Genomic DNA, 23,189 nt, shown 5'->3' with positions numbered 1-23,189 from the left:
GGAGGAATTATTCGCCCGGAGTTGGTTGCGGTTCGTCGGTCGGCAGGTTGTCGTTCACCAACGCGTCTTCCTTGTGGAAATACGGATAGACGAACAGGAACGCCGCCGCGATCAGATACCCCATGCTGACACCGCTCAGGCTGGGCCAATGCAGGCTGGCCGAATGGATGATACCGACCAGCGACATGCCGCAGGCAGCAAGGGCGAACCCACCCGCGTTGCGGAACCGTCCGTCGATCACGCTGGCCACGATGGCACCCCAGATCAGGCCGGTCAGAATGGCCCCTTGGCTGAGCGCCAGATGGCCTTCGAAATGCGCGCCTTGCTGTAAAAGGGCGGCGGTCAGGGCTTCGTCACCCAGTCGCGGCAGGCCTTCGACCCCGGTGGCACCAAGGGCACCCATCAGCGACCCCCATTTGGTCACAAGGAAGGAAGACACGTGCGGCATCATCGCGATGGTCACGGCGGCCATATGCTCGGTCTTGACCGAATGCGCCGTGTTGGTGATCAGGCTCAGCGCCACGAACACCAGAACCGGCGCGGCGGCGGCCACGGGGATCAGGTTGTTCAGAAACGCGAGCAGCCCGAAGAACGCGGCGAAGGGAATGACCAGACCGACCGCAATGATATAGCCGGTATGCGCCCCCATCCGCTTGTAAGCCGGGTGGCCGATATAGGCAGTTGTGGGGAAGGGCGAACCAAAAATCGCGCCGATCATCGTGCCCACGCCGTCTGTCACCTGACAAGTCGCCACCGGGTAATGGTCGCCCGCCGCTTCGGCGCTTTCGACGTTGTTCATGGTTTCGATGAAGTTATAGATCTGCACCGGCACCAAAACCAGGAACAGCTCGGGATTGGCGAACAGGTATTGGATACCGGCGATCAGATCACCGAAATACGGCACCGGCGGATAAAAGCCCACACCTTCGAAGCTGATCGAGGCTTTGCCCATGCCCAGAGCGACCACGGTGCCGACGATCAAGGCCAGAAGACCGGCGGGAATGTTGAACGGCAGGCGGAAACGGCCGACCAGACCCCAAAGAATGATGATCATCGAGGCAAAACCGACGAACGGGTCTTCGAACACGGTGGCCAACGGAACGGTGCCGATGAACACCAACGCGATACCACAAAGCGTGCCCAGCATCCCTGCGCGAGGCGTCACACGTTTCAGCCATGGGCCAACGATAGCCCCAAGACCAGCGACAATGCCACCCATGAAACCCGCACCAATGCCCACCTGCCACGCAAGTGTCGCATCATTGGTGGACCAGTAGATCGGGCCGATCACACCGAACAGATAGACGAACATAACGGGTGTCGAGATACCATAGGGCAGGGCGGTCACATCACGCCCGTGCCTTTGCGCGGCGCGTTTGGCCAGAACGGTGTAGGCCCCGACACCGGCCATGATGGCCACGGCAGCGCCGGGCAGAATGCGGCCAAACACGATCTCGGCCGGCATGTTGAAGACGAACTGACAGACGCCTGCCAGCACGATCAGGTTGATCAGGTTATCGGTAAACAAGGCCCAGAACGCGCTGAAGTCATTGCGCGCAAAAAGCCTGTAGTTGTAAGTTCCACCGTCCATGACGGACTCCTCCTCCACTGTGACCGGAAATCAGTCCCGCGCGCGTTTGGCGGCGGGGTCTTTCCGGTCTGTTTGATTGCCCGGAACGGGCGCTCCCATGTCCCATTGCTGGGAATTTGCGGCAGTTTCAGAGGTCAAATCAGCGATCACTTCCGCTGCCACGAAGGCCGCGATGACGCTGGGCCGCTTGTCGCGGCTGCCGCTTGCCCCGATGGGGCAAATCAATTGTCCGGTGCTGTGGTCGTCACCATGCTGGCGGACCCAGTTGCGAAACTTGGCCCGTTTGGTGGCGGACCCGATCATGCCAACATAGGCCGCGTTGCCTTTTTCAAGGGCCGCCAGAGTCAGCAGGAAATCAAGCGCATGGTCATGGGTCAGCACAACAAAGGCGCTGCCCGCAGGGGCGTTCATGATGTCCACTTCCGGGATCGCGCTTAACCGCGTTTCCACATCCGCCCGGCACCGGACCAACTCCTCCTCGCGGCTGTCGATCAGGATGCAGCGCACCGGCAGGTGCTGGAACAATTCCGCCAACGCGCGGCCCACATGGCCAGCACCCATGACATAGACATGGGGCAGATGCGCGGCTTGATCCTGCGCATGCGTCAGGGCTTCACGCTTGTCCGACGGCCGCATTCGCGCCAAAGACAATTCAACCCGCCCCCCGCAGCACTGACCGATCTCGGGGCCAAGCGGCACGTCCAGATCAAGGTTCAGCACGCCCTTGCGCAGCATTTCACGGGCGCGGTCGATGGCGATGTATTCCAACTGCCCACCTCCGATGGTGCTCCACAGACGATCTTGGGCCACGAACATCTCGGTCCCTTCATCGCGCGGCGATGATCCGCGCACCCGTCTCAGGGTCACGCGAATGACCGGTCCGTTCAGGGACAGAAAGTCAGACAGATCGCGCAGGGGCTGGGCCATGGGTCAGCCCGCCGCTTTCAGGCGTTCGACGGCCATCAGCACACGCTCGGGCGTGGCGGGCGCGTCCAGACGCGGGCAAATGCGATAATCCGCGACCGAGGCGACCGCCATCGACAAAGCCTCGAACACCGAGATGCCCAGCATGAAGGGCGGCTCTCCCACAGCCTTGGAGCGTTTGATCGTCAACTCGCGGTTTTCTGACCAATCGGCAAGCTTCACGTTGAACACGCGCGGCCGGTCGGACGCCAGCGGGATCTTGTAGGTCGACGGCGCATGGGTGCGCAGACGGCCAGCATCGTCCCACCACAATTCCTCGGTGGTCAACCAGCCCATGCCCTGAATGAACGCACCTTCGACCTGGCCCTTGTCCAACACCGGGTTCAGCGACCGACCCACATCATGCAGGATATCCGTCCGCTCTACCCGGTATTCACCGGTCAGCGTGTCAATTGTGACCTCGGAACAGGCCGCGCCATAGGCGTAGTAGAAGAACGGGCGACCCTTGCCCGCCGCTCGGTCCCAGTGGATTTTCGGCGTCTTGTAGAAGCCTGCGGCAGAGAGTTGCACGCGCGCCATGTAAGCCTGCTTGATGAAGGCATCGAAGCTCAGAACTTCGTTACCGATGCGCACCTGATTGGGTTCAAACACCACGGCGTCAGGCGAGACCTTCCACTTCCCGGCGGCAAATTCCACCAGCCGCGCCTTGATCTGCTCGACCGCGTTCAGCGCGGCCATGCCGTTCAGATCGGTGCCGGACGACGCGGCAGTGGCGGATGTGTTAGGCACCTTCTCGGTCGTGGTCCTGGTGATCTTGATGCGTTCGAAATCGACCTGAAACGCCTCGGCCACCACTTGGGCAACCTTGGTGTTCAGACCCTGACCCATTTCGGTGCCACCGTGGTTCAGATGGATCGACCCGTCATTATAGACATGCACCAGCGCGCCCGCCTGATTATACCACGTCGCGGTGAACGAGATCCCGAACTTGACCGGGGTCAGCGCGATGCCCTTTTTCAGAACACGCGATGTAGCGTTGAAGTCGATGATGGCTTTGCGGCGCGCGCGATAGTCTGCGCTTTCCTCAAGCTCGCCCACCAGACGGTCAAGAATATTGTCCTCGACCTCTTGGTGATAGGGCGTCAGATCACGCCCCTTGCCGCCATAGAAATTCGCCTTGCGCACATCCAGCGGGTCCTGGCCGGTGGCATAAGCAATCTCTTCCATGATGCGTTCGGCCACGATCACACCCTGCGGCCCGCCAAAGCCGCGAAACGCAGTGTTCGAGACGGTGTTGGTCTTCATCGGATGGCTAACCAACCGCACATTCGGATAGAAATAAGCATTGTCAGCGTGAAACAATGCGCGGTCGGTGACAGGACCGGACAGGTCGGACGAAAACCCGCAACGTGCCGCAAAGACACCGTTCACCGCCTCGATCCGGCCCGCGTCGTCGAACGCCACGTCATAGTCGATGACGAAATCATGCCGTTTGCCGGTCGCGGTCATGTCCTGATCGCGGTCGGGGCGGATTTTCACCGCGCGACCCCATTTCTTGGCGGCAATGGCCGCGACGGCACAGAACAGGTTCATCTGGCTTTCCTTGCCGCCGAACCCACCGCCCATCCGGCGCACATTCACCGTGACCGCGTTCGAGGGCACGCCAAGCACATGGGCGACCATATGCTGCGCCTCGCTTGGGTGCTGGGTCGAGCAATGGACGATCACATCGTCATCCTCACCCGGAATGGCGAAGGCGATATGTCCTTCCAGATACATGTGATCCTGCCCGCCGACGCTCATCCGACCCTTGATGCGGTTGGTCGCCTTGGCAGACGCCGGGGCCACCTCGCCGCGTTCCAGCTTCAGGGGCGCGGTGACATGAGGATAGCCCGCATCCTGTGCGGCAATCGGGTCCAGCGCGTGGGGCAGCTTTTCGCAATCAACATCGGCGAGTTCAGCGGCCCGACGCGCGGCATCGCGGGTTTCGGCGATGACAGCGAACAGGGGCTGGCCGTGAAACTGGATCTTGTCGGTGGGAAATACGGGTTCGTCGTTCAGGCCGGTCGGGCTGATGTCATTATGGCCGGGAATATCGTCTGCGGTCAGCACGCCCACCACACCGGGGGCAGCGCGCACGGCACTCAAGTCCAAGCTTCGGATATTGGCATGGGCGACGTCCGACACACCCAGATAGGCGTGCAGCGTGCCGACGGGTTCAACGATGTCGTCGGTATAGTCGGCCGCCCCGGTGACATGTTTGGTGGCGCTGTCGTGGATGCGGTCGGTATGGGCAGCCCCACGGATCGAGACGTTGTCTTTCATATCATCCACTCCTTACGCGGTGGCCAGTTGAACGAGATCAGACGAGGCATCATCTTGGTCGAGAAAAAACCGGCGCAGCAGGTTCTGGGCCGACAGCATCCGGTAGTCCGCCGACGCGCGCCAATCGGTCAGCGGTTGGAAATCCTGCGGCAGCGCCTTGGCGGCGGTCTCGAAGACCTCTTCGCTCCACGCCTGTCCCAGCAGGGCCGCTTCGGCGGCAGCAGCGCGTTTCGGGGTGGCAGCCATGCCCCCAAAGGCAATGCGCACGCCGGTGATCACATCGTCAGCCAGCGTCACGCTGATCCCGACAGCGACCGAGGAAATATCCTCATCGCGACGTTTCGAAATCTTATAGGCCGCATCGCGTTGGCCGGGTGCCGGGCGCGGCACGCGGATGCTTTCGACGAACTCACCCGGTTTGCGATCCTGCTTGCCATAGTCGATGAAGAAATCCTGCAATGGCAGGGTGCGCCGGGTGGTGCCGTGGCGCAGCGTGATCTCGGCCCCCAACGCGATCAGTACAGGCGGTGTGTCCCCGATGGGCGAGCCGTTGGCGATGTTGCCGCCCACGGTTCCCATATTACGCACCTGCCATCCGGCGATCCGGTCCCAATAGGGGGTCAGATGCGGGAAGATTTCGGCGATGGCGTCCTGACATTCAGTATAGGTGGCGGCAGCCCCGATCACCATGGCGTCATCGTCCTGACGCACGGTCTTCAAACCGTCCAGATGACCGATGAACACGGCGGGGCTGATCGGGCGCAGAAACTTCGTGACCCACAGGCCGACATCGGTGGCGCCCGCCACGATGGTCGCTTGCGGGTGAGCCAACAACACCTCTGCCAGATCGTCTACATCAGCGGGCAGAATGGCTTGGTTGTCGGCAGGCCCGGTCACAACGCGCTGGCCATCCCGCAGGCCGCGCAATTGGTCAAGCACTTGGTCGCGTTCAGTGGTCAGATGGTCTGCGGCCGGCGTGCCATAACGGCTGACGGCAATGGCGGCGCGAATGATCGGCTCATACCCCGTGCAGCGACACAGATTGCCTTGCAGCGCGGTTTCGACCTGTTTTTCCGTCGGCTCGGGTGTCGCCATCCACAGCGCATAAAGCGACATCACGAAGCCCGGCGTGCAGAAGCCACACTGGCTGCCGTGGTGGTCGACCATCGCTTGTTGCACCGGGTGCAATCGGCCTTCGGGGCCGGACAAATGTTCGACTGTGACGACGTGACAACCATCCAGCGAGGCCAGAAAACGGATGCAGGCATTCACCGGCTCATAGGTCAGACCCGCATCCGTCAAACGCCCCACCAGCACGGTGCAGGCCCCGCAATCCCCTTCCGCGCAGCCTTCCTTGCTGCCCGTCAGACGCCGGTTCAGGCGCAGGTAGTCCAGCAAGGTCTGGTCCGCGCCGACATCTGCAATGCTGACGGTTTGCCCATTCAGAAGGAAGTGGATGTGGCTGCGATGTGTCATGGTGGCTCCTGAATAACGGGTCATGTTGGACCTTGCCCAAGCACCATATCGCAGGCTATTGCCCTCACACAGGGGCGGAATCGGCAAAGACTTTCAACAGATCGTTGATAATGGCGGCGCCTCATGGCACAGTCCGGGGGTCAGCATCCACGTCACGGAAAGGGGCCGCATGTCCTATATCGAAAGCCTGCGCGTCTTCGTGCGCGTCGTCGATCTGGGCAGCATCACGTCCGGTGGGCGCGATCTGCGCCTGACTCCGGCGGTGGCAAGTAAACGTATCAAAGAATTGGAAAAACATCTGGGGGTGCGGTTGTTCAATCGCACCACGCGGTCGCTGTCACCGACCGAAGTTGGGAAGCTGTTTTACCACGAAGCCAGAGCGGTGCTGGAAACCGTGGACATTGCGGAATCGAAGGTCGCAAACTTCTCGCACGCGCCGCGTGGCACCATCCGTGTGACCGCGCCATTGGGGGCTGGTCGTCGGATTATTGCACCTTTGGTGCCCCGTTTTGTCGAGGCGTTTCCCGATACCCGGGTGCAAATGCGCCTGTCCGACCGCAAGGTCGACATCATGGCCGACGGGTTGGACATCGCCTTTTTCATCGGCACCCCCAGCGATTCGAACCTGAAATTGCGCAAGATCCGGGATTGTGACCGGGTCTTGTGTGCCTCGCCCGCCTATCTGTCCCAGAACGGCACGCCCCAGACACCCGACGACCTGCTGAGCGACCAGCACAACTGTCTTCTGCTCAGATATCCGCGCTCGCCCGAGTATTTCTGGGTACTGCAAACCAAGACCGGACTGCGCAAGCTGGAGGTAGCGGGAAAATACGATGCCGATGACGGGGACGTGCTGACAGCTTGGGCGCTGGACGGGCGCGGCATCGTAAACAAACCGCGCTTCGACGTGGCCGAGCATCTGCGCGATGGCAATCTGGTGCAAGTTCTGCCGGCAACGCCACCGGTCCCGACGATCTTTGGCTGCCTGTATCCCCACAAAAAACTGCAAGACCCCAAGATCCGCCTGTTTGTCGACTTTGTGATCGAGCACAGCAAGCCGCTTTTGGGCGAACGGCGCTAGATGTTCAGTCCCGTTCCCGTCTTCACCGCATCCATGGACACAAAAGTGCGAAACTTGCGGACATTGCTGTCCTGAAAAAAGACCTGGCGGGTAAATGTCTCATACGCCGCCATGCTTTCGACCACGACGACAAGCATGAAGTCCGCCTCGCCGGTGACATAAAAACACTGCTGCACCTCGGGTGCGTCACGGAACCGACGCTTCATCAGGTCAATTTCTGAAGGGGTTTCGCTGACCAGTTCGACTTGCACGAATATGGTCAATGGCAGCCCCACCTTGTCCGGGTCAATGACGGCCACGTTCGATGTGATGACACCGTCGGCTTCCATGCGGCGAATGCGGCGTTGGACGGACGGCGCAGACAGATTCACCGTCGCGCCAATCTGCCGCTGCGGCGAGGTGTTGTCGCGCTGAAGGATGCGCAGAATGGCCAGATCGAATGCGTCGAGTGGGGTCATGTGAAACAAACTTGCACAATACCTCTCAAAAATCAGCGCAAATTTCAGCGTGCTTGCAATAATATTTCTGCAAACACGGAGTTCCCCATGTATCTGCACAACACCCTTCCGAACCATGACCACCCCCTTGATCCACGCGATGCCCAGACGCTTGGGATCGCCGGGGCCAATAACGTTGCCCGTCTCCTGACCCTTAGAAAGAACAGCGCGCCCACACCACTGGTCGCGCTTCCGGGTCTTGCGAAAGGGCTGAACCTCGGCGCGCTGCACCTGAAGGACGAGGGACATCGGCTTGGCCTTGGCAGCTTCAAGGCGCTTGGCGGGGCCTATGCGCTGATGCGACTTGTTCAGGACAGGGCCGAACGCCAGCTGGGGCGCTCAATCCCCATCGACGCAATATTGTCTGATGAAGTGCGCAACATCGCGCGCAGCATGACCTTTGCCTGTGCCACAGATGGCAACCACGGTCGGTCCGTCGCGCAAGGTGCCCGATTGATGGGGGCAAAGGCGGTGATTTTTGTTCACGCCGGGGTCAGCCAGTCGCGTATTGATGCCATCGCCGGATTTGGCGCCCAGATCACGCGCGTGGCTGGGAACTATGACGACTCGGTCGCCGAAGCTTCAAGCGTTGCCGAAGAACAGGGCTGGACCGTGCTGTCCGACACATCATGGCCCGGCTATGAAGACATCCCCGGATTGGTCATGCAGGGCTACACCGCCATCGTCCGCGAAGCGCTGGCAGAGCTACCGATGCCTCCGACGCATGTGTTCCTTCAGGCCGGGGTCGGCGGCTTCGCGGCGGCCGTTGCCGGACATCTGGCGGTGCTGCTGGGCAAGGGTCGCCCCCACATCACGGTGGTTGAACCGGCGCGGGCGGCCTGCGTGCTCGCCAGTGCCAAGCAGAACCAACCGGTGAAGGTGGACGAGACCGAGCCGACCGTGATGGCGATGCTGGAATGCTACGAGCCGTCCTTGGTCGCCTTCCGTGTTCTGGAACGTGTCGCGGATGGGTTCATGACCGTGGATGAGGATGATGCGGTGTCGGTCATGCGACGCCTTGCAGACCCGATTGCCGGTGATCCTGCGGTCGTCGCCGGAGAAAGTGGAGGCGTGGGGTTGGCGGGAGCAATCACCGTTCTGAACGACCCCGAACTGGCCGCCCGCATCGGTCTTGGCGCCGATGCGCGGCTTTTGGTGATCAACACCGAAGGCGCAACCGATCCTGCGCTTTATACCAGTCTCATCGGCCGCACACCCGAGGCTGTTCTGCAAGCCGAACGGATAGCCTGAAGCGCGGAGGGTAACTGGATGAACGATCCAACGACACTTGAAGTCGAGATGACAGCGTGGCGCCGTGATCTGCACCAGCACCCGGAATTTGGCTTCGAAGAGGTTCGCACAGCGGGGTTCGTCGCACAAAAGCTGCGCAGCTTCGGTGTTGATGTGACCGAGGGCGTCGGCCGCACCGGGGTGGTCGGAACTTTGCAGCGGGGCACGTCGAACCGCGCCATTGCGCTGCGTGCCGACATGGATGCTTTGCGCATCACCGAGGCCAATGACACAGGCTGGGCCTCCGCCAATCACGGGACCATGCACGCCTGTGGGCATGACGGGCACACCGCGATGCTTCTGGGTGCGGCACAGGTGTTGGCAGCGGACGGCGGGTTTGACGGCACCATCCGCTTTCTGTTCCAACCCGCCGAGGAGTGGGGCAGGGGCGCGCAGGCGATGATCAACGACGGGCTGATGGCACGCTTCCCGTTTGACGAGGTCTTCGGCCTGCACAACCTGCCCGGTCTGCCCGTCGGACATCTGGAAACACGCGCTGGCCCAATCATGTCTGCCGAGGATATCTTTGAAATCACGCTGCAAGGTCAGGGAGGGCATGCAGCACGGCCCCATACGACCCGCGAGGTAATGGTGCCCGCCTGCGCGCTGGTGCTGGATTTGCAAACAATCGTGGCGCGTCGCCTTGATCCCACCGACATTGCCGTTGTCTCCGTCACCGAGTTGCGGACCGATGGAACGCGCAATGCCTTGCCTGGGCAAGCCCGTATCATTGGTGATGCAAGAAGTTTCCGATCAGATATTTCTGCTCGGATCGAAGCCGAGATGCGCCGGATCGCAAGCGGCATCGCTGCAACTCATGGCATTGAGGCGACCGTAACATATTCGCGCGAATTCGTGCCCCTGGTCAATGACGCTGACCTGACCGCCGAGCTTCTGACCGCCGTTGAAACCGTCTCTGCCCGAGTCACGGTGAGGCCCGAACCCATGACCGCCTCCGAGGATTTCGCCCGCTTTCTTGACCACGTCCCGGGCTGCTTTGCGTTCATCGGCAACGGTGATGCGTCAGCACCGCTTCACAGCCCAACCTATGATTTCAATGACGCGGCGTTGTGCCATGGCAGCGGCGTTTTTGTCGCCATCGCCCGTCAACGCCTTCCAAGCTCCTGAAACTGCGGTTGGCCTATCGTCTCTGTTAACATAACTCCCATTATGCGATGCAAGGGCTGTAGCCGGGCACATGCTAAGCTGGGTTGCGACAATTACCTACTCGCCATCGGTTGGCGAATGATCGTCCTGAGATTGGCTGGCTTCGTGCGCCGCATATCGTTCAGATAAATCTCGTGATGTTTACCGCGACGATCACATCCGTTGTCCGCAATGAACTCATGCAGGGCGGTGATTGTCGGCGGTTCCCCCGCATACGGACCGATGTAGAGGCACTGTGCAGCCGGTCCTTCTTCCAACGCCTCAAATCGAACCTGCTTAAGCGCGGGGAGGTCCTTCTTTTTGGCAGTCGCCGTGCGCGCAATTTCGACCATCTCACTCGTAATCCATTCCGGTTGGCTGATCATCGCCGTCCATTTCCAGGAATCCTTGTCGGTTGACGAGAAGTTGTTCATGTCATCGGTCCACCACAATGCTTCAAGCGGCATGACCCCATAATCAATGGCAAGCGGGCCTTTCTTGACCATGAACTTTAGCGGGTAAGAGAGAGAATAGAGAGCTTCCACCGCATTTGCAAAAGCCTGCGATGTGTTTGGATTCCCGTCGCCGTCAACCATCAGGTAGTTCATCTTGGGCACATCAACTATGACCATCCCCTGTTTCAAGGTGGTGCCATAAAGGGCGGTCATCTGCTTCTTGATATCAATTTTCTTCATGTGCAGCCTTCAAATCAAACGGGTTCCGAGCGCACAGCTTCCACACGGCGGTTTATTCCCCCGATGAGGTGGCGATAGAACCACATGCGTACACCGTCTGGCCGGTTTCTGTACTTCTCGCTTTCGTAATAGTCGGACGGATCATCCCAGGCGCCGTGGTCATCGGTGACTGCCGCCATCTGTTGATAGGCCGCATGATCGAGGTTCAGATCGGCACTGGCCTCACCGTCTTCCAACGCCACCGAATAGCCCACCGACCAGCCCAGACGTTTGATCTTGGCCTTGGCTGCGTCGAACAGGGACTTGTCATTGATGAATGTGTCGATCCGCCGCCACTGGCCCTCGATTTCCACCTCGATCCACGAATGAGAGATTTCATTCGGCATCAGCCAATAGGCGAGGCCCGTGAAGAAGCCCTTTTGGATATCCTTGGTGATCAGTGAGAAATGGATGCGCGCTTGTATCCCTGCCGCCTTACAGAGGGCGAGCAAGAGCGTCGCCTTGGTATTGCACTGTCCGTATCCCAGCTGGATCGTTTCCGATGCCTTGACGAAATCGCCGTTCATCGGAAATCCAAACCGGATTTCATCGCGCACATAGTGGAAAATTCGGTCGAGCTTGCGGCGCGGCGTTGTCTCGGATCGGGTCAAGCGGGCCGCAAGCTCGCTGATGGCCGGATGATCGTAGTCAGCAAGTTTACCCATAGGTGCAACCTATCGGATCCGATCGTCTATCGCATTGACCCACGTCAATGATTCAGTCCGGCTTGGAGTCATCGCTTGCCAAGCGCCAAACGAAGAACTCGCTGCGAGGCCGAAGGGCGGTTAACTGCGCTAGCCCGCCTTTTCAACGATGCACAGCATCCGTCACTTAGGGCGCTTTGCCCCTTTCGCCGCACTTTGCAAGAAGGTTCGCATTCATTGCCGCCGCAAAGCCAGCCAGGGCTGCGATATGTGAGGTCTCCGCTCTGTCAGGCTTTGCTACCGTCAGCGCTCATGCTGACACTTCTGCTTTACACAACTGGTGACATTTCCACTTGTCCACTTGGTTGCAACAAATCCGTCACCAGGGCACCTGCTTCCCCGCCCAGTCAAAAAAGGACCCGTTATCCTCTGGGGTCAGCCCTTCCATGACATTCAGCAAATTGTCGGCGGCCTCTTTGGGCGCGACGGATGTGTGCTGGGGATAATCGCGGGTGAAAGGTGTGGCGACCGTGCCGGGATGCAGCGCGACGCAGATCAGGTGTTTGTGCGTCCGGCGCAGCTCGACCGACGCGGTCTTGATCAACTGGTTCAGCGCAGCTTTCGACGCGCGATAGGAATACCAGCCGCCCAACCTGTTGTCGCCAATGGATCCCACGCGGGCAGACAACGCCGCAAAGATTACACGCCGGTCGCGAGGCATCAGGTGTTTGGAATGTTTAAGGATCAGTGCAGGGCCTATGGCGTTCACTGCGAACAGCGCGGCAAGTTCATCACCTGTCACCGCGCCGATGGATTTTTCGGGACCGGACCGGGCGGCCAGTATGCCCGATGCGACGACGATCTGGTCGAAGGAACCGTCAAGCTGCCCAAACACATCGGACACGTTTCCCTCGTTGGTGATGTCCAGCCCTTGGCCGGTGCGGGACAGGCCCGTGACATCAAAGCCACGCCCCTGTAAGGCACTCATCAGCGCCTGCCCTACCCCGCCGGACGACCCAATGACAAGCGCGCGTTTCTTTGATTCTGTCATACTCCGATCATACGGTCCGGGGTCAGGACAGGCAAAAGGCCTCTGCATTGGCGCAGGCCCATTCGTGCATCACCTGTTCGCAAGGCGAGTTCAGTTCGACGCGATGTAGAACGGTAAATCCTTCGCTGCGTTTCGATACCATTTGATGATCTTCTTGCGCTCGTCGTCTTCCATGAAAGACACGTTTGCGGGTGGCATGGCCACTGACACCCCCGCTTGAATATAGATCTGCCGTGCCGCGCGGGTGATGTCGCCTGTGGTTTCCAGATGAATACCCTTGGGCGCACGTCGGATACCGTCATAGAACACCTCGCGCGCATGACACATGGAGCAGCGGCCCAGAATGATATCCTGAACCTCATCGAACCCTTCGGCATTCGCGAAGATCTGCTCGGTCTTGCTCAAGGGGCGGGCTTCGGCCTCTTCCAGCGTGTCATTTTCCAACGGTGCCGTGGACAGCCACATGATCATGATGAACAGAACCGTTGTCACCAGCCATGTCCACTTCGGGTCGCTCGTGCCCGCATGGTTCGAGTTGAAGTAGTGGCGGATCGACACACCCATCAGGAACACCAATGCGGCGATGATCCAGTTGTATTCCGACGCGAACGCCAGCGGATAGTGGTTCGACAACATCAGGAAGATCACGGGCAGCGTCAGATAGTTGTTGTGGGTCGAGCGAAGCTTGGCGATCTTGCCGTATTTGGCGTCCGGCGTGCGGCCTTCTTGCAAGTCTTTCACGACGATGCGCTGGTTGGGCATGATGATGAAGAACACGTTCGCCGTCATGATCGTCGCAGTGAAGGCGCCCAGATGCAGCATCGTCGCCCGGCCCGTGAAGATCTGGTTATAGCCATAGCCCATGGCCACCAGCAGCACGAACAGCAGCACCATCAGAACCGTCGGATTTTCAGCCAGGGGCGATTTGCACAGCCGGTCATAAACCAGCCAGCCAATCGACAACGACACGGCCGAGATCACGATCCCCTGCCACAGTGCAAGGTCAGCTTTCTGGGCGTCGATCAGGTAAAGCTCGCCGCCCACCCAATAGACGATCATCAAAAGAGCCGCGCCCGACAACCATGTCGTATAACTTTCCCATTTGAACCAGATCAGATGCTCGGGCATGTTTTCGGGGGCCACAAGAAACTTGCGGATGTGGTAAAATCCACCGCCGTGAACCTGCCATTCCTCGCCATGGGCACCCACCGGTAGATCCGGCGCTTTGCGCAGACCGAGGTCCAAAGCGACAAAGTAAAATGACGAGCCAATCCAGGCCATCGCGGTGATGACGTGCAACCAACGGACCGCAAAGGCCAGCCAATCCCACATGATTGCAAGATCTTGCATAGGGTGTTCCTCCGAGCTTTTATAAAAAGTAGCTCACTGGCTCATTATCGTATATTAGGAAAAAATATCTAGCTGCTTCAAAAAAAGTGGAAGAATGGCGACATGGCCTATCTGGACAATATCAGAACCTTTGTACGGGTCTATGAATTGGGCAGCATGTCGGCTGCCGCGCGCGATCTGCGCATCTCGGCCGCCGTAGCGTCGTCGCGTATATCGCAGCTTGAGGGGCATCTGGGCATCCGCCTGTTTCAGCGCACCACGCGGCTGCTGAACCCGACGGAACAGGGCAACACCTTCTACAAGGGTGCCAGTAAAATTCTTGAGGCGGTCGAAGCCGCCGAGGCTGACATCAGCGACATCACCCGGTCGCCGCGTGGCACCTTGCACGTGGCCGCACCCATCGGCATCGCGCAACGGTTTATCGCCCCGGCAGTACCGACGTTCAGAGAGGCCTATCCCCTGATCAACATCCGCTTGCGATCCTCGGACCGCAAACTTGATCTGGCCGCCGAGGGTTTGGATGCCGCGTTCTTCTTGGGTGTGCCGGAAGACAGCAATCTGCGCATTCGCAAGATTACCGATTGTCCGCGTGTTCTGTGCGCCTCGCCGGACTATATCAAGAACCACGGCATGCCGACATCCAGCGACGAGTTGCGCACCGATATGCATGATTGCCTGAACCTGCGTTATCCCGGCGCGCCAGAGTTCCAATGGCCGCTGCAAACCGCAAACGGGGTCAAGCGCGTGACGGTTTCCGGCCCATTTGAATCCGATCACGGCGAGATTCTGACCAGTTGGGCACTGGATGGTCAGGGGATCGTTCTGAAAGCAGTGTTCGAAATTTCCGAGCATCTGGCCAAGGGGCGACTGGTGCCGGTGCTGGTCGATGAACCCCCCCTGCCCATTCAGCTGGCCTGTCTTTACATGCACAGGCGCAGGCAAGACCCAAAGGCCCGCCTGTTCATCGATTTCATGGTGGACCACATTCAGGCGTCGATGCCCAAATAGACCCGCGCCCTAGCTGCCGCGATAGGTTGAATAGCCAAACGGCGAAAGCAGCAGCGGCACGTGATAATGCGCGGGCTCGGACATCCCGAAGCGCAGTGGCACCACGTCCAGGAAACGCGGTTCTTCCGGCGGTGTGCCGATCGCGTCCAGATACGCGCCTGCATGGAACACCAACTCATAGGTGCCGATTTCAAACTCGTCAGCGGGCAGAATTTGCTCGTCCGTGCGCCCGTCATCATTGGTCGTGAGGCTGCGCAGATGGATGCGTTTGTCCCCTTCGATGCGATACAGGTCGATCTCAAGTCCCTCAGCCGGGCAGCCCCGTGCAGTGTCCAGAACATGCGTGGTCAGATATCCGGTCATATGGCGTCTCCTTCTGAGTTGTCCCATTAATGTCCTGCGTTTTGTTATCAATACATAGAGAAGTGACAAAAAGCTCTTTCAAAAAAAATGTGAAAGTGACCGCAATTATTTTGCGGTATAAGAAAGAAAATGAGGAGACCCGAGTTGAAACGCTACACTCGTGACATGCGCGGCTACGGCCCGACGCCACCCCACCCGCAATGGCCGGGCAACGCCAAGGTCGCGGTTCAGTTTGTGTTAAACTATGAAGAGGGCGCGGAAAACTGCGTGCTGCATGGGGATGACGCGTCCGAGGCGTTTTTGTCCGACATTCCCGGCGCCGCCCCCTGGCCCGGCAAACGCCACTGGAACATGGAAAGCATGTATGAATACGGCGCGCGCGCCGGGTTCTGGCGTCTGCATCGTCTGTTCACCGGCGCGGATATTCCGCTGACGATCTATGGCGTCGCTCGCGCCCTGTCGCGCAGCCCCGAACAGCTTCAGGCGATGAAGGATGCAGGCTGGGAGATTGCCAGCCACGGCCTGAAATGGATCGAACATAAAGACATGCCCGAAGACGCCGAGCGTGCCTCGATCGCCGAGGCGATCCGCCTGCACACCGAGGTCGTGGGCGAACGCCCGCGCGGTTGGTATACCGGGCGCTGTTCAGAAAACACCGTGCGTCTGGCCGCCGAAGAAGGCGGGTTCGCCTATGTGTCCGACACCTATGACGACGACCTGCCCTATTGGCTGGAAGTCGGCGACTGCGATCAGCTGATTATCCCTTACACTCTGGAAGCCAACGACATGCGTTTCGCCACCGCGCCGGGTTGGGTGACAGGCAACGATTTTGGCCGCTATCTGACCGATGCGTTCGACACGCTCTATGCCGAAGGTGATGCCGGGCGTCCCGCCATGATGACCATCGGTCTGCACTGCCGCCTTGTGGGGCGACCGGGCAAAATCGCAGGTCTGAAACGGTTTATCGATCATATTCAGGCGCATGATGGCGTCTGGACCCCGCGCCGCATCGACATTGCCGAGCATTGGGCGAAAACCCATCCACCCAAACGGTTCGAGCGGCCCAGCCAGATGGACAAGGCGCGGTTCGTGTCGCTTTACGGCTCGATCTTTGAACATTCCCCGTGGATCGCCGAACGCGCGTATGATCTGGAGCTCGGCCCGGCCCATGACAGCGCCGCAGGGGTCCACAACGCGCTTTGCCGCGCCTTCCGCACCGCGTCCGAGGATGAGCGTCTGGGCGTTCTGACCGCTCACCCCGACTTGGCGGGCAAGCTGGCCGCAGCAGGTGAATTGACCGCCGAAAGCACGTCGGAACAGGCAGGCGCGGGTCTGGATTACCTGACCGACGAGGAACGCGAGACCTTCACCAAGCTCAACACCACCTATGTGGACAAGCACGGCTTTCCCTTCATCATCGCGGTGCGCGATCACGACAAGGCGTCCATCCTTGCCAATTTCCACACGCGTATCGACAATGATCGCGACACCGAATTTGCCGAAGCCTGCCGACAGGTCGAACGGATCGCCCAGTTCCGCCTAAGGGACCTGCTGCCGTGAGCCGGGCACTGACCCCGCAGCCCCTGACCGCGGCCGCCTTCGCGCCGTTCGGTGACGTGATCGAGGTCTCGGGCGCACCCGACAAGCTGATCAATCAAGGCATGTGCGGGCGTCACCATGACCTTGCGCGCATGGATTTTGCCGACGGGCGTGCCGGGATCAGCCTGTTTGACGCCAAGGCGCGGCAGTTTCCCCATGTGGTCGACATGGTCGAACGTCACCCGGAGGGAAGTCAGGCGTTCATTCCGGTGTCCGGCGTGCCGATGCTGGTCATCGTGGCCGAAGATCAGAACGGGGTGCCGGTGAACCTCAAGGCCTTCGTGTCGCAACCGGGCCAATCCATCAATCTTTTGCGGGGTGTTTGGCACGGCGTGCTCGCCCCCATCGAAAAACCGGGACAGTTTATCGTCGTTGATCGTATCGGCGATGGACCCAACCTGGACGAACACTGGTTCGACGATCCTTACATCGTTCAATCAGTGAAATAAGGCACCCTGTCACAGAAGCAGCGGCCTGGCGCGAACAGTCAAATTGGGAGGAAACCACATGGCTGACAATTCCATCGGGACAGCGGAGCAACTTCGCGACCCAAACTATACACCCGCTTTGCACAAGGCGATTCCGCTGGGCATCCAGCACGTCCTGGCAATGTTCGTTTCGAACGTCACACCTGCGATCATCGTCGCGGGTGCGGCGGGCTTCGGGTTCGGGTCGAACTCACCCGACTTTCCGGAACTCTTGTATCTGATCCAGATGTCGATGCTGTTTGCGGGTGTTGCCACGCTTCTGCAAACCATAACGATTGGCCCGGTCGGCGCGGCGCTGCCCATCGTGCAGGGCACGTCGTTTGCGTTCCTGCCGATCATGATCCCGCTTGTGGCGGGCAAAGGCGTTGACGCGCTGGCCGCCCTGTTCACCGGCGTCATCATCGGTGGTATCTTCCATGCCTTCATCGGGACATTCGTCGGTAAGCTTCGCTTTGCCCTGCCCCCGCTTGTGACCGGGCTTGTGGTGACGATGATCGGTCTGGCGCTTGTGAAGGTGGGCATTCAGTATGCCGCGGGCGGTGTTCCTGCGATTGGCACGCCGGAATACGGCTCGCTGCTGAACTGGTCCGCCGCCTTGGTGGTTATCTTGGTGACACTTGGTTTGAAATTCTTCACCAAGGGCATGTTGTCGATCTCGGCGGTGCTGATCGGTCTGATCGTCGGCTATATCTATGCGATCATGGTCGGCATGTTGTCGATTGAAGCCATCACCGGATCGTGGAGCCGCGCCAGCGCTTTCGCCCTGCCGATGCCCTTCAAATACGGGTTCGAAATGTCGGCCGCTGCGATCATTGGCTTCTGTCTGATGGCCTTCATCTCGGCGATCGAGACCGTGGGCGACGTATCGGGGATCACCAAAGGTGGTGCAGGCCGCGAAGCAACCGACAAGGAAATCCAGGGCGCGACATATGCCGACGGTATCGGCACGGCCGTCGCCGGTATGTTCGGCGCGTTCCCCAACACCTCGTTCAGCCAGAACGTGGGCCTGATCGCCATGACCGGCGTGATGAGCCGCCACGTTGTGACCTTTGGGGCGATCTTCCTGATCGTCGCGGGGCTGATCCCCAAAGTCGGCGGCGTGATCCGCACCGTTCCGATCGAGGTTCTGGGCGGCGGTGTGATCGTGATGTTCGGCATGGTTGTGGCCGCCGGTATCTCGATGCTGTCGGATGTCGACTGGAACCGCCGCAACATGGTGATCTTCGCGATTGCCCTGTCCATCGGTCTTGGTCTGCAACTGGAACCGGGTGCGCTTCAGCACATGCCCGACACCGCCCGCATCCTGCTGACCTCGGGCCTTCTGCCCGCAGCGGTGATCGCCATCGTTCTGAACCTGGTCCTGCCGCACGAACTGGCAGATGAAGCGACCGAGGAAGTATCGGGTGGGATGGCCGGCCATGGTCGTGGCTCGTTGCCCCATGATGATCACGCTTGATCCAGACTTTACGGGCGCCCCTAATATGGGGGCGTCCGACCAAACAAAAGATGACATCCGGCTCCAACGGATATCTCGCGTCCCCGCCCCAGAACATGCGGCGCATGCGCGCGTGCCCCTCTCTCTCAATTAAAGCATATATCCTGTGGGCAAATGCCGCAGGATAGACCAATATTGCCTAATGAACCGCACAACACGGAGACCGCGCCATGGTTGAATTTCCAAACGACATCGATCCAGTAGAATCTCGCGAATGGCAGGAAGCGATTGAAGACGTCATCGCGAAAGATGGGCCAGATCGGGCGCATTTCCTGCTGGACAAGTCCGTTCAACAGGCGCGCGCCGCCGGGGCCAACCTGCCGTTTTCCGCCACCACGCCTTATCAGAACACGATCCCGGCGGATGACGAGCTAGAGATCCCCGGCAATCTGGAGATGGAATGGCGCATCCGCACCATCAACCGCTGGAACGCCATGGCCACCGTCGTGCGCCGCAACAAGGTCTCGTCGGAATATGGCGGGCACATCGCGTCTTTTGCGTCCTCGGCGGTGATGTATGACATCGGGCTGAACCACTTCTGGCGCTCGAAGTCTGCCATTCACGGCGGCGACCTTGTGTTCTTTCAGGGTCATGTGATCCCCGGCATCTATGCGCGGTCCTTCATGGAAGGGCGCATTTCCGAAGAGCAGTTAGAGAACTTCCGTTCAGAGGTGTCTGGCGAAGGCTTGTCGTCCTATCCGCACCCGTGGCTGATGCCGGATTACTGGCAGTTCCCGACCGTCTCGATGGGTCTTGGTCCGCTAATGGCGATTTATCAGGCGCGGTTCATGAAATACATGCACAATCGAGGCTTGATCGACATGGCCGACCGAAAGGTCTGGGTCTTCCTTGGTGACGGCGAGATGGACGAACCCGAAAGCCGGGGCGCCATCGACCTTGCCGCCCGTGAAGGGCTGGACAACCTGATCTTCGTGGTGAACTGCAATCTGCAACGGCTGGATGGCCCGGTGCGTGGCAACTCGAAAATCGTGCAGGAGTTGGAGGGCGATTTCCGCGGTGCAGGCTGGAACGTCATCAAACTCCTGTGGGGCAAGGGCTGGGATGAGCTGCTTGAAAAAGATACCACCGGGCGCTTGCGCCAGCTCATGGATGAAACCGTCGATGGCGATTATCAGACCTTCAAATCCAAGGACGGGGCCTATATCCGCAAGCATTTCTTTGGGAAATATCCTGAAACCGCCGCGCTGGTCGAGGATTGGACCGATGATCAGATCTGGGCGCTGCGCCGGGGCGGGCATGACCCGCAAAAGGTCTATACCGCCTTCAAACGCGCGTCCGAGACCAAGGGCGAACCCACTTGTCTACTGGTCAAGACGGTCAAGGGCTATGGCATGGGCAAGGCCGGTGAAGGCCAAAACATCACCCACCAGCAAAAGAAGATGGCCGAGGATCAACTGCGCGCCTTCCGCGACCGGTTCGACATCCCGGTCAGCGACGAAGACCTGCCGAACGCGCCCTTCGTCAAGCTGAACAATGCGCAGAAATCCTATCTTCTGGACCAGCGCAAGAAGCTGGGCGGAGAGTTTCCCAAGCGCGACTGGCGTGACACACCCAAACTGGACATTCCCGGCCTCGACAAGTTTTCATCACAACTGAAAGGCACCGGGGATCGCGAAATCTCGACCACCATGGCGTTCGTCCGCATTCTGACCACGCTTTTGCGCGACAAGAATGTCGGCAAACACGTTGTGCCCATCGTGCCCGATGAAAGCCGCACCTTCGGGATGGAGGGTCTGTTCCGCTCGGTCGGGATCTATAACCCCAAGGGGCAGAACTATACCCCCGAAGATGCCGACCAGATGATGTATTACAAGGAAAGCACCGATGGTCAGGTGCTACAGGAAGGCATCAACGAGGCCGGCGCCATGGCGGACTGGATCGCGGCGGCGACGTCCTATTCCAATCATGGCGTGCCGATGATCCCTTTCTATATCTACTACTCGATGTTCGGGTTCCAGCGGATCGGCGATCTGGCATGGGCGGCGGGCGACAGCCGCGCGCGGGGTTTCATGCTGGGTGGCACCGCAGGGCGCACCACGCTGAACGGCGAAGGGTTACAGCACGAGGACGGGCACAGCCATATCCTGGCGGGCACCATCCCCAACTGCATCACCTATGATCCAACCTTCCAATACGAGGTCGCGGTGATCGTGCATAACGGGCTGCAACGCATGTATGTCGATCAGGAGGACGTGTATTTCTATCTGACCCTGATGAACGAAAACTACTCGCATCCCGACATGCCAATGGGCGTCGAGGACGAGATCGTCAAAGGCCTTTACCGCCTGCAAGAGGTCAAGAAGCCCGGCAAGAAACATGTCACCCTGGTGGGGTCAGGCACCATTCTGGTGCAGGCGATGAAAGCCGCCGAGATGCTGAAAGAAGATTTCGGCGTCACGGCGGAAATCTGGTCGGCCACCTCGTTCAACGAGTTGGCGCGCGATTGTCAGGACGTGGCGCGCTGGAATCGCCTGAACCCGCTGGCCGAGCCGCGCGAACCCTTTGCGACCCAGCAATTGTCCAAAACCAAAGGTCCGATCATCGCGGCGACGGATTACATGAAGAACTATGCCGAACAGATCCGGCTGGCCGTGCCTGGGCGCTACACGGTGCTGGGCACCGACGGCTTTGGTCGCTCGGACAGCCGCGTGAACCTGCGCCGCTTCTTCGAGGTGGACGCCAACCACATTGCAGCGGCGGCTATGGTGGACCTTTATCGTGACGGCAATGTCACCAAGAAACAGCTGCAAGATGCACTTTCCAAATACGACATCGACGGCAACAAGCCCAACCCGCGCTTGGTGTGAACGGACAGACAGGAGAATAAATTATGACGATCGAAGTGAAAGTTCCCGACATCGGCGATTTTTCCGACGTGCCCGTTGTGACCGTTCTGGTCAGCGTGGGTGACGTGATTGCCGCAGAAGACCCGATTATCGAGCTGGAGAGCGACAAGGCCACATTGGAAGTGCCTTCGCCCGCCGCAGGGAAAGTGGCCGAGATCAAGGTGTCCGAAGGCGATACGGTGTCCGAAGGCTCGCTGATCTTGATGCTGGAAGGTGACGGTGCGGGGGCTGACACCTCCGCCGCCGCGCCCATTGCCGACGCGGCTCCAACTCCTGACGCGACCCCAGCCCCCTCGCCTGCACCTGCTGCTGCTCCGGCAACGGTAACGGATGCGGGCTTTGGCAAGGCCCATGCCAGCCCGTCGGTTCGCGCCTTTGCGCGCCAGTTGGAAATTGATCTGGCACGGGTCAACGGATCGGGCCGCAAGGGTCGCATCCTGCGCGAAGACGTGACCGCTTTCCTGAAATCGCAATCCGCGCCCGCAAGCGGGGGTGCCGTCAGCGGCGGCATGGGCATACCGCCGATTCCCGCCGTGGACTTCTCGAAATTCGGTCCCACCGAAGATGTGGAAATGCCGCGTATCAAGAAACTGTCCGGCCCGGCCCTTCACCGGTCCTGGCTGAACATCCCGCATGTCACCCATAACGAAGAAGCCGACATCACCGATCTGGACGCTTACCGCCGCGAGCTGGACGCGCAGGCCAAGGAAGACGGCTATCGCGTCACGCTTCTGTCCTTCGTGATCAAGGCCAGCGTGTCGGCGCTAAAGCAGCACTGGGAAGTTAACTCGTCGATCCACCCCGACGGCGACAAACTGATCCGCAAGGATTTCTATAACATCGGCTTTGCGGCGGATACGCCCAACGGTCTGATGGTGCCGGTGATCAAGGATGCCGACCGCAAGGGGATCATCGAGATATCCAAGGAACTGGGCGATCTGTCTGCCAAGGCACGCGACGGCAAGCTGAAGGGCGATGATATGTCGGGGGCAACTTTCACGATCTCGTCCTTGGGCGGGATCGGCGGCACGTCATTCACCCCCATCGTCAACGCACCCGAGGTCGCCATTCTGGGCCTGACCCGGTCGAAAATGGCACCCGTCTGGAACGGGGAAGAGTTCGTGCCGCGCAACATGCAGCCGCTCAGCCTGTCCTATGACCACCGCGCCATCGACGGCGCATTGGCGGCGCGCTTCTCGGCAACACTGAAACACCTGCTCGGCGATGTGCGCCGGCTGATGCTGTAAGGGGAACGAAGAC

General features: G+C 59.8%; 19 protein-coding genes. 9 read left to right on the top strand and 10 right to left on the bottom strand.

What is annotated here, in order from left to right; translation table 11 throughout:
- Nucleotides 1-7: 7 nt before the first annotated feature.
- The 4 genes from BMY55_RS15515 to xdhA are packed head-to-tail and all read right to left on the bottom strand — an operon-like array spanning nt 8 to nt 6,316.
- The gene (locus BMY55_RS15515; RefSeq protein ID WP_091432973.1) at nt 8-1,591 is read right to left on the bottom strand and encodes a permease family protein; all 1,584 of its coding nucleotides are present in this window, start codon (nt 1,589-1,591) and stop codon (nt 8-10) included.
- A 30-nt stretch (nt 1,592-1,621) separates the two neighbouring features.
- Nucleotides 1,622-2,518 (bottom strand): xanthine dehydrogenase accessory protein XdhC, encoded by an 897-nt coding sequence (gene xdhC / locus BMY55_RS15510; RefSeq protein ID WP_091432970.1) that lies wholly within the window; start codon nt 2,516-2,518, stop codon nt 1,622-1,624.
- Nucleotides 2,519-2,521: 3 nt separating this feature from the next.
- A complete protein-coding gene (gene xdhB / locus BMY55_RS15505; RefSeq protein ID WP_091432967.1) occupies nt 2,522-4,840 on the bottom strand; it encodes a xanthine dehydrogenase molybdopterin binding subunit in 2,319 nt (772 codons plus the stop codon).
- Nucleotides 4,841-4,852: 12 nt separating this feature from the next.
- Nucleotides 4,853-6,316 carry a xanthine dehydrogenase small subunit gene (xdhA, locus tag BMY55_RS15500; RefSeq protein WP_091433212.1) on the bottom strand — a complete coding sequence of 488 codons (1,464 nt, stop codon included), beginning with the start codon at nt 6,314-6,316 and terminating at the stop codon, nt 4,853-4,855.
- 169 nt (nt 6,317-6,485) lie between these two features.
- Here xdhA and BMY55_RS15495 point away from each other — a divergent pair, with 169 nt between their 5' ends.
- Nucleotides 6,486-7,397, top strand: coding sequence for a LysR family transcriptional regulator (locus tag BMY55_RS15495; protein WP_091433210.1), 912 nt, complete (start codon nt 6,486-6,488; stop codon nt 7,395-7,397).
- Here the strand turns inward: BMY55_RS15495 and BMY55_RS15490 are convergent.
- A complete protein-coding gene (locus BMY55_RS15490; protein WP_091432964.1) occupies nt 7,394-7,855 on the bottom strand; it encodes an Lrp/AsnC family transcriptional regulator in 462 nt (153 codons plus the stop codon). The genes BMY55_RS15495 and BMY55_RS15490 overlap by 4 nt on opposite strands.
- 87 nt (nt 7,856-7,942) lie before the next feature.
- Between BMY55_RS15490 and BMY55_RS15485 the strand changes: the two genes are divergently transcribed.
- Both BMY55_RS15485 and BMY55_RS15480 read left to right on the top strand, forming a co-directional pair.
- Nucleotides 7,943-9,145, top strand: a complete 1,203-nt coding sequence (locus BMY55_RS15485) for a diaminopropionate ammonia-lyase (protein WP_091432960.1) — start codon at nt 7,943-7,945, stop codon at nt 9,143-9,145.
- 18 nt (nt 9,146-9,163) lie between these two features.
- Entirely contained in the window at nt 9,164-10,312 is a 1,149-nt protein-coding gene (locus tag BMY55_RS15480; RefSeq protein ID WP_091432956.1) for a M20 aminoacylase family protein, read from the top strand.
- Nucleotides 10,313-10,404: 92 nt separating this feature from the next.
- Here the strand turns inward: BMY55_RS15480 and BMY55_RS15475 are convergent, their stop codons facing one another.
- The 4 genes from BMY55_RS15475 to BMY55_RS15460 all read right to left on the bottom strand — a co-directional run bounded on the left by BMY55_RS15475 (nt 10,405) and on the right by BMY55_RS15460 (nt 14,109).
- Nucleotides 10,405-11,025, bottom strand: coding sequence for a GyrI-like domain-containing protein (locus BMY55_RS15475; RefSeq protein ID WP_091432952.1), 621 nt, complete (start codon nt 11,023-11,025; stop codon nt 10,405-10,407).
- A 14-nt stretch (nt 11,026-11,039) separates the two neighbouring features.
- Nucleotides 11,040-11,729 carry a transglutaminase-like domain-containing protein gene (locus tag BMY55_RS15470; protein WP_091432947.1) on the bottom strand — a complete coding sequence of 230 codons (690 nt, stop codon included), beginning with the start codon at nt 11,727-11,729 and terminating at the stop codon, nt 11,040-11,042.
- A 358-nt stretch (nt 11,730-12,087) separates the two neighbouring features.
- The gene (locus BMY55_RS15465) at nt 12,088-12,759 is read right to left on the bottom strand and encodes an SDR family oxidoreductase (RefSeq protein WP_091432943.1); all 672 of its coding nucleotides are present in this window, start codon (nt 12,757-12,759) and stop codon (nt 12,088-12,090) included.
- Nucleotides 12,760-12,849: 90 nt separating this feature from the next.
- Nucleotides 12,850-14,109: a urate hydroxylase PuuD gene (locus tag BMY55_RS15460; RefSeq protein WP_091432939.1), complete on the bottom strand. Its 1,260-nt coding sequence runs from the start codon at nt 14,107-14,109 to the stop codon at nt 12,850-12,852.
- A 102-nt stretch (nt 14,110-14,211) separates the two neighbouring features.
- Here BMY55_RS15460 and BMY55_RS15455 point away from each other — a divergent pair, with 102 nt between their 5' ends.
- On the top strand, nt 14,212-15,117 hold the full coding sequence (locus BMY55_RS15455) for a LysR family transcriptional regulator (RefSeq protein WP_091432934.1): 906 nt from the start codon (nt 14,212-14,214) through the stop codon (nt 15,115-15,117).
- Nucleotides 15,118-15,126: 9 nt separating this feature from the next.
- Here the strand turns inward: BMY55_RS15455 and uraH are convergent, their stop codons facing one another.
- The gene (uraH, locus tag BMY55_RS15450) at nt 15,127-15,480 is read right to left on the bottom strand and encodes a hydroxyisourate hydrolase (protein ID WP_091432930.1); all 354 of its coding nucleotides are present in this window, start codon (nt 15,478-15,480) and stop codon (nt 15,127-15,129) included.
- A gap of 144 nt (nt 15,481-15,624) precedes the next feature.
- On the opposite strand from uraH, the gene puuE reads away from it, so the two are divergent.
- From puuE to aceF, 5 genes are all read left to right on the top strand, one after another.
- Nucleotides 15,625-17,040 carry an allantoinase PuuE gene (puuE, locus tag BMY55_RS15445; RefSeq protein ID WP_091432927.1) on the top strand — a complete coding sequence of 472 codons (1,416 nt, stop codon included), beginning with the start codon at nt 15,625-15,627 and terminating at the stop codon, nt 17,038-17,040.
- A complete protein-coding gene (locus tag BMY55_RS15440) occupies nt 17,037-17,528 on the top strand; it encodes an ureidoglycolate lyase (protein WP_091432925.1) in 492 nt (163 codons plus the stop codon). Before puuE ends, BMY55_RS15440 begins: the two co-directional genes overlap by 4 nt.
- Before the next feature lie 58 nt (nt 17,529-17,586).
- Entirely contained in the window at nt 17,587-19,023 is a 1,437-nt protein-coding gene (locus tag BMY55_RS15435) for a uracil-xanthine permease family protein (protein WP_091432923.1), read from the top strand.
- Between the two features lie 209 nt (nt 19,024-19,232).
- Complete coding sequence (aceE, locus tag BMY55_RS15430) at nt 19,233-21,890, top strand: pyruvate dehydrogenase (acetyl-transferring), homodimeric type (RefSeq protein ID WP_091432920.1); 2,658 nt, start codon at nt 19,233-19,235, stop codon at nt 21,888-21,890.
- 23 nt (nt 21,891-21,913) lie between these two features.
- Nucleotides 21,914-23,176, top strand: a complete 1,263-nt coding sequence (aceF, locus tag BMY55_RS15425) for a dihydrolipoyllysine-residue acetyltransferase (protein ID WP_091432917.1) — start codon at nt 21,914-21,916, stop codon at nt 23,174-23,176.
- Nucleotides 23,177-23,189 lie beyond the last annotated feature (13 nt).

The sequence above is a fragment of the Aliiroseovarius sediminilitoris genome, from assembly GCF_900109955.1.
GTDB classification, from domain to species: Bacteria; Pseudomonadota; Alphaproteobacteria; order Rhodobacterales; family Rhodobacteraceae; genus Aliiroseovarius; species Aliiroseovarius sediminilitoris.
This window is presented reverse-complemented; position numbering and strand designations above follow the sequence as displayed.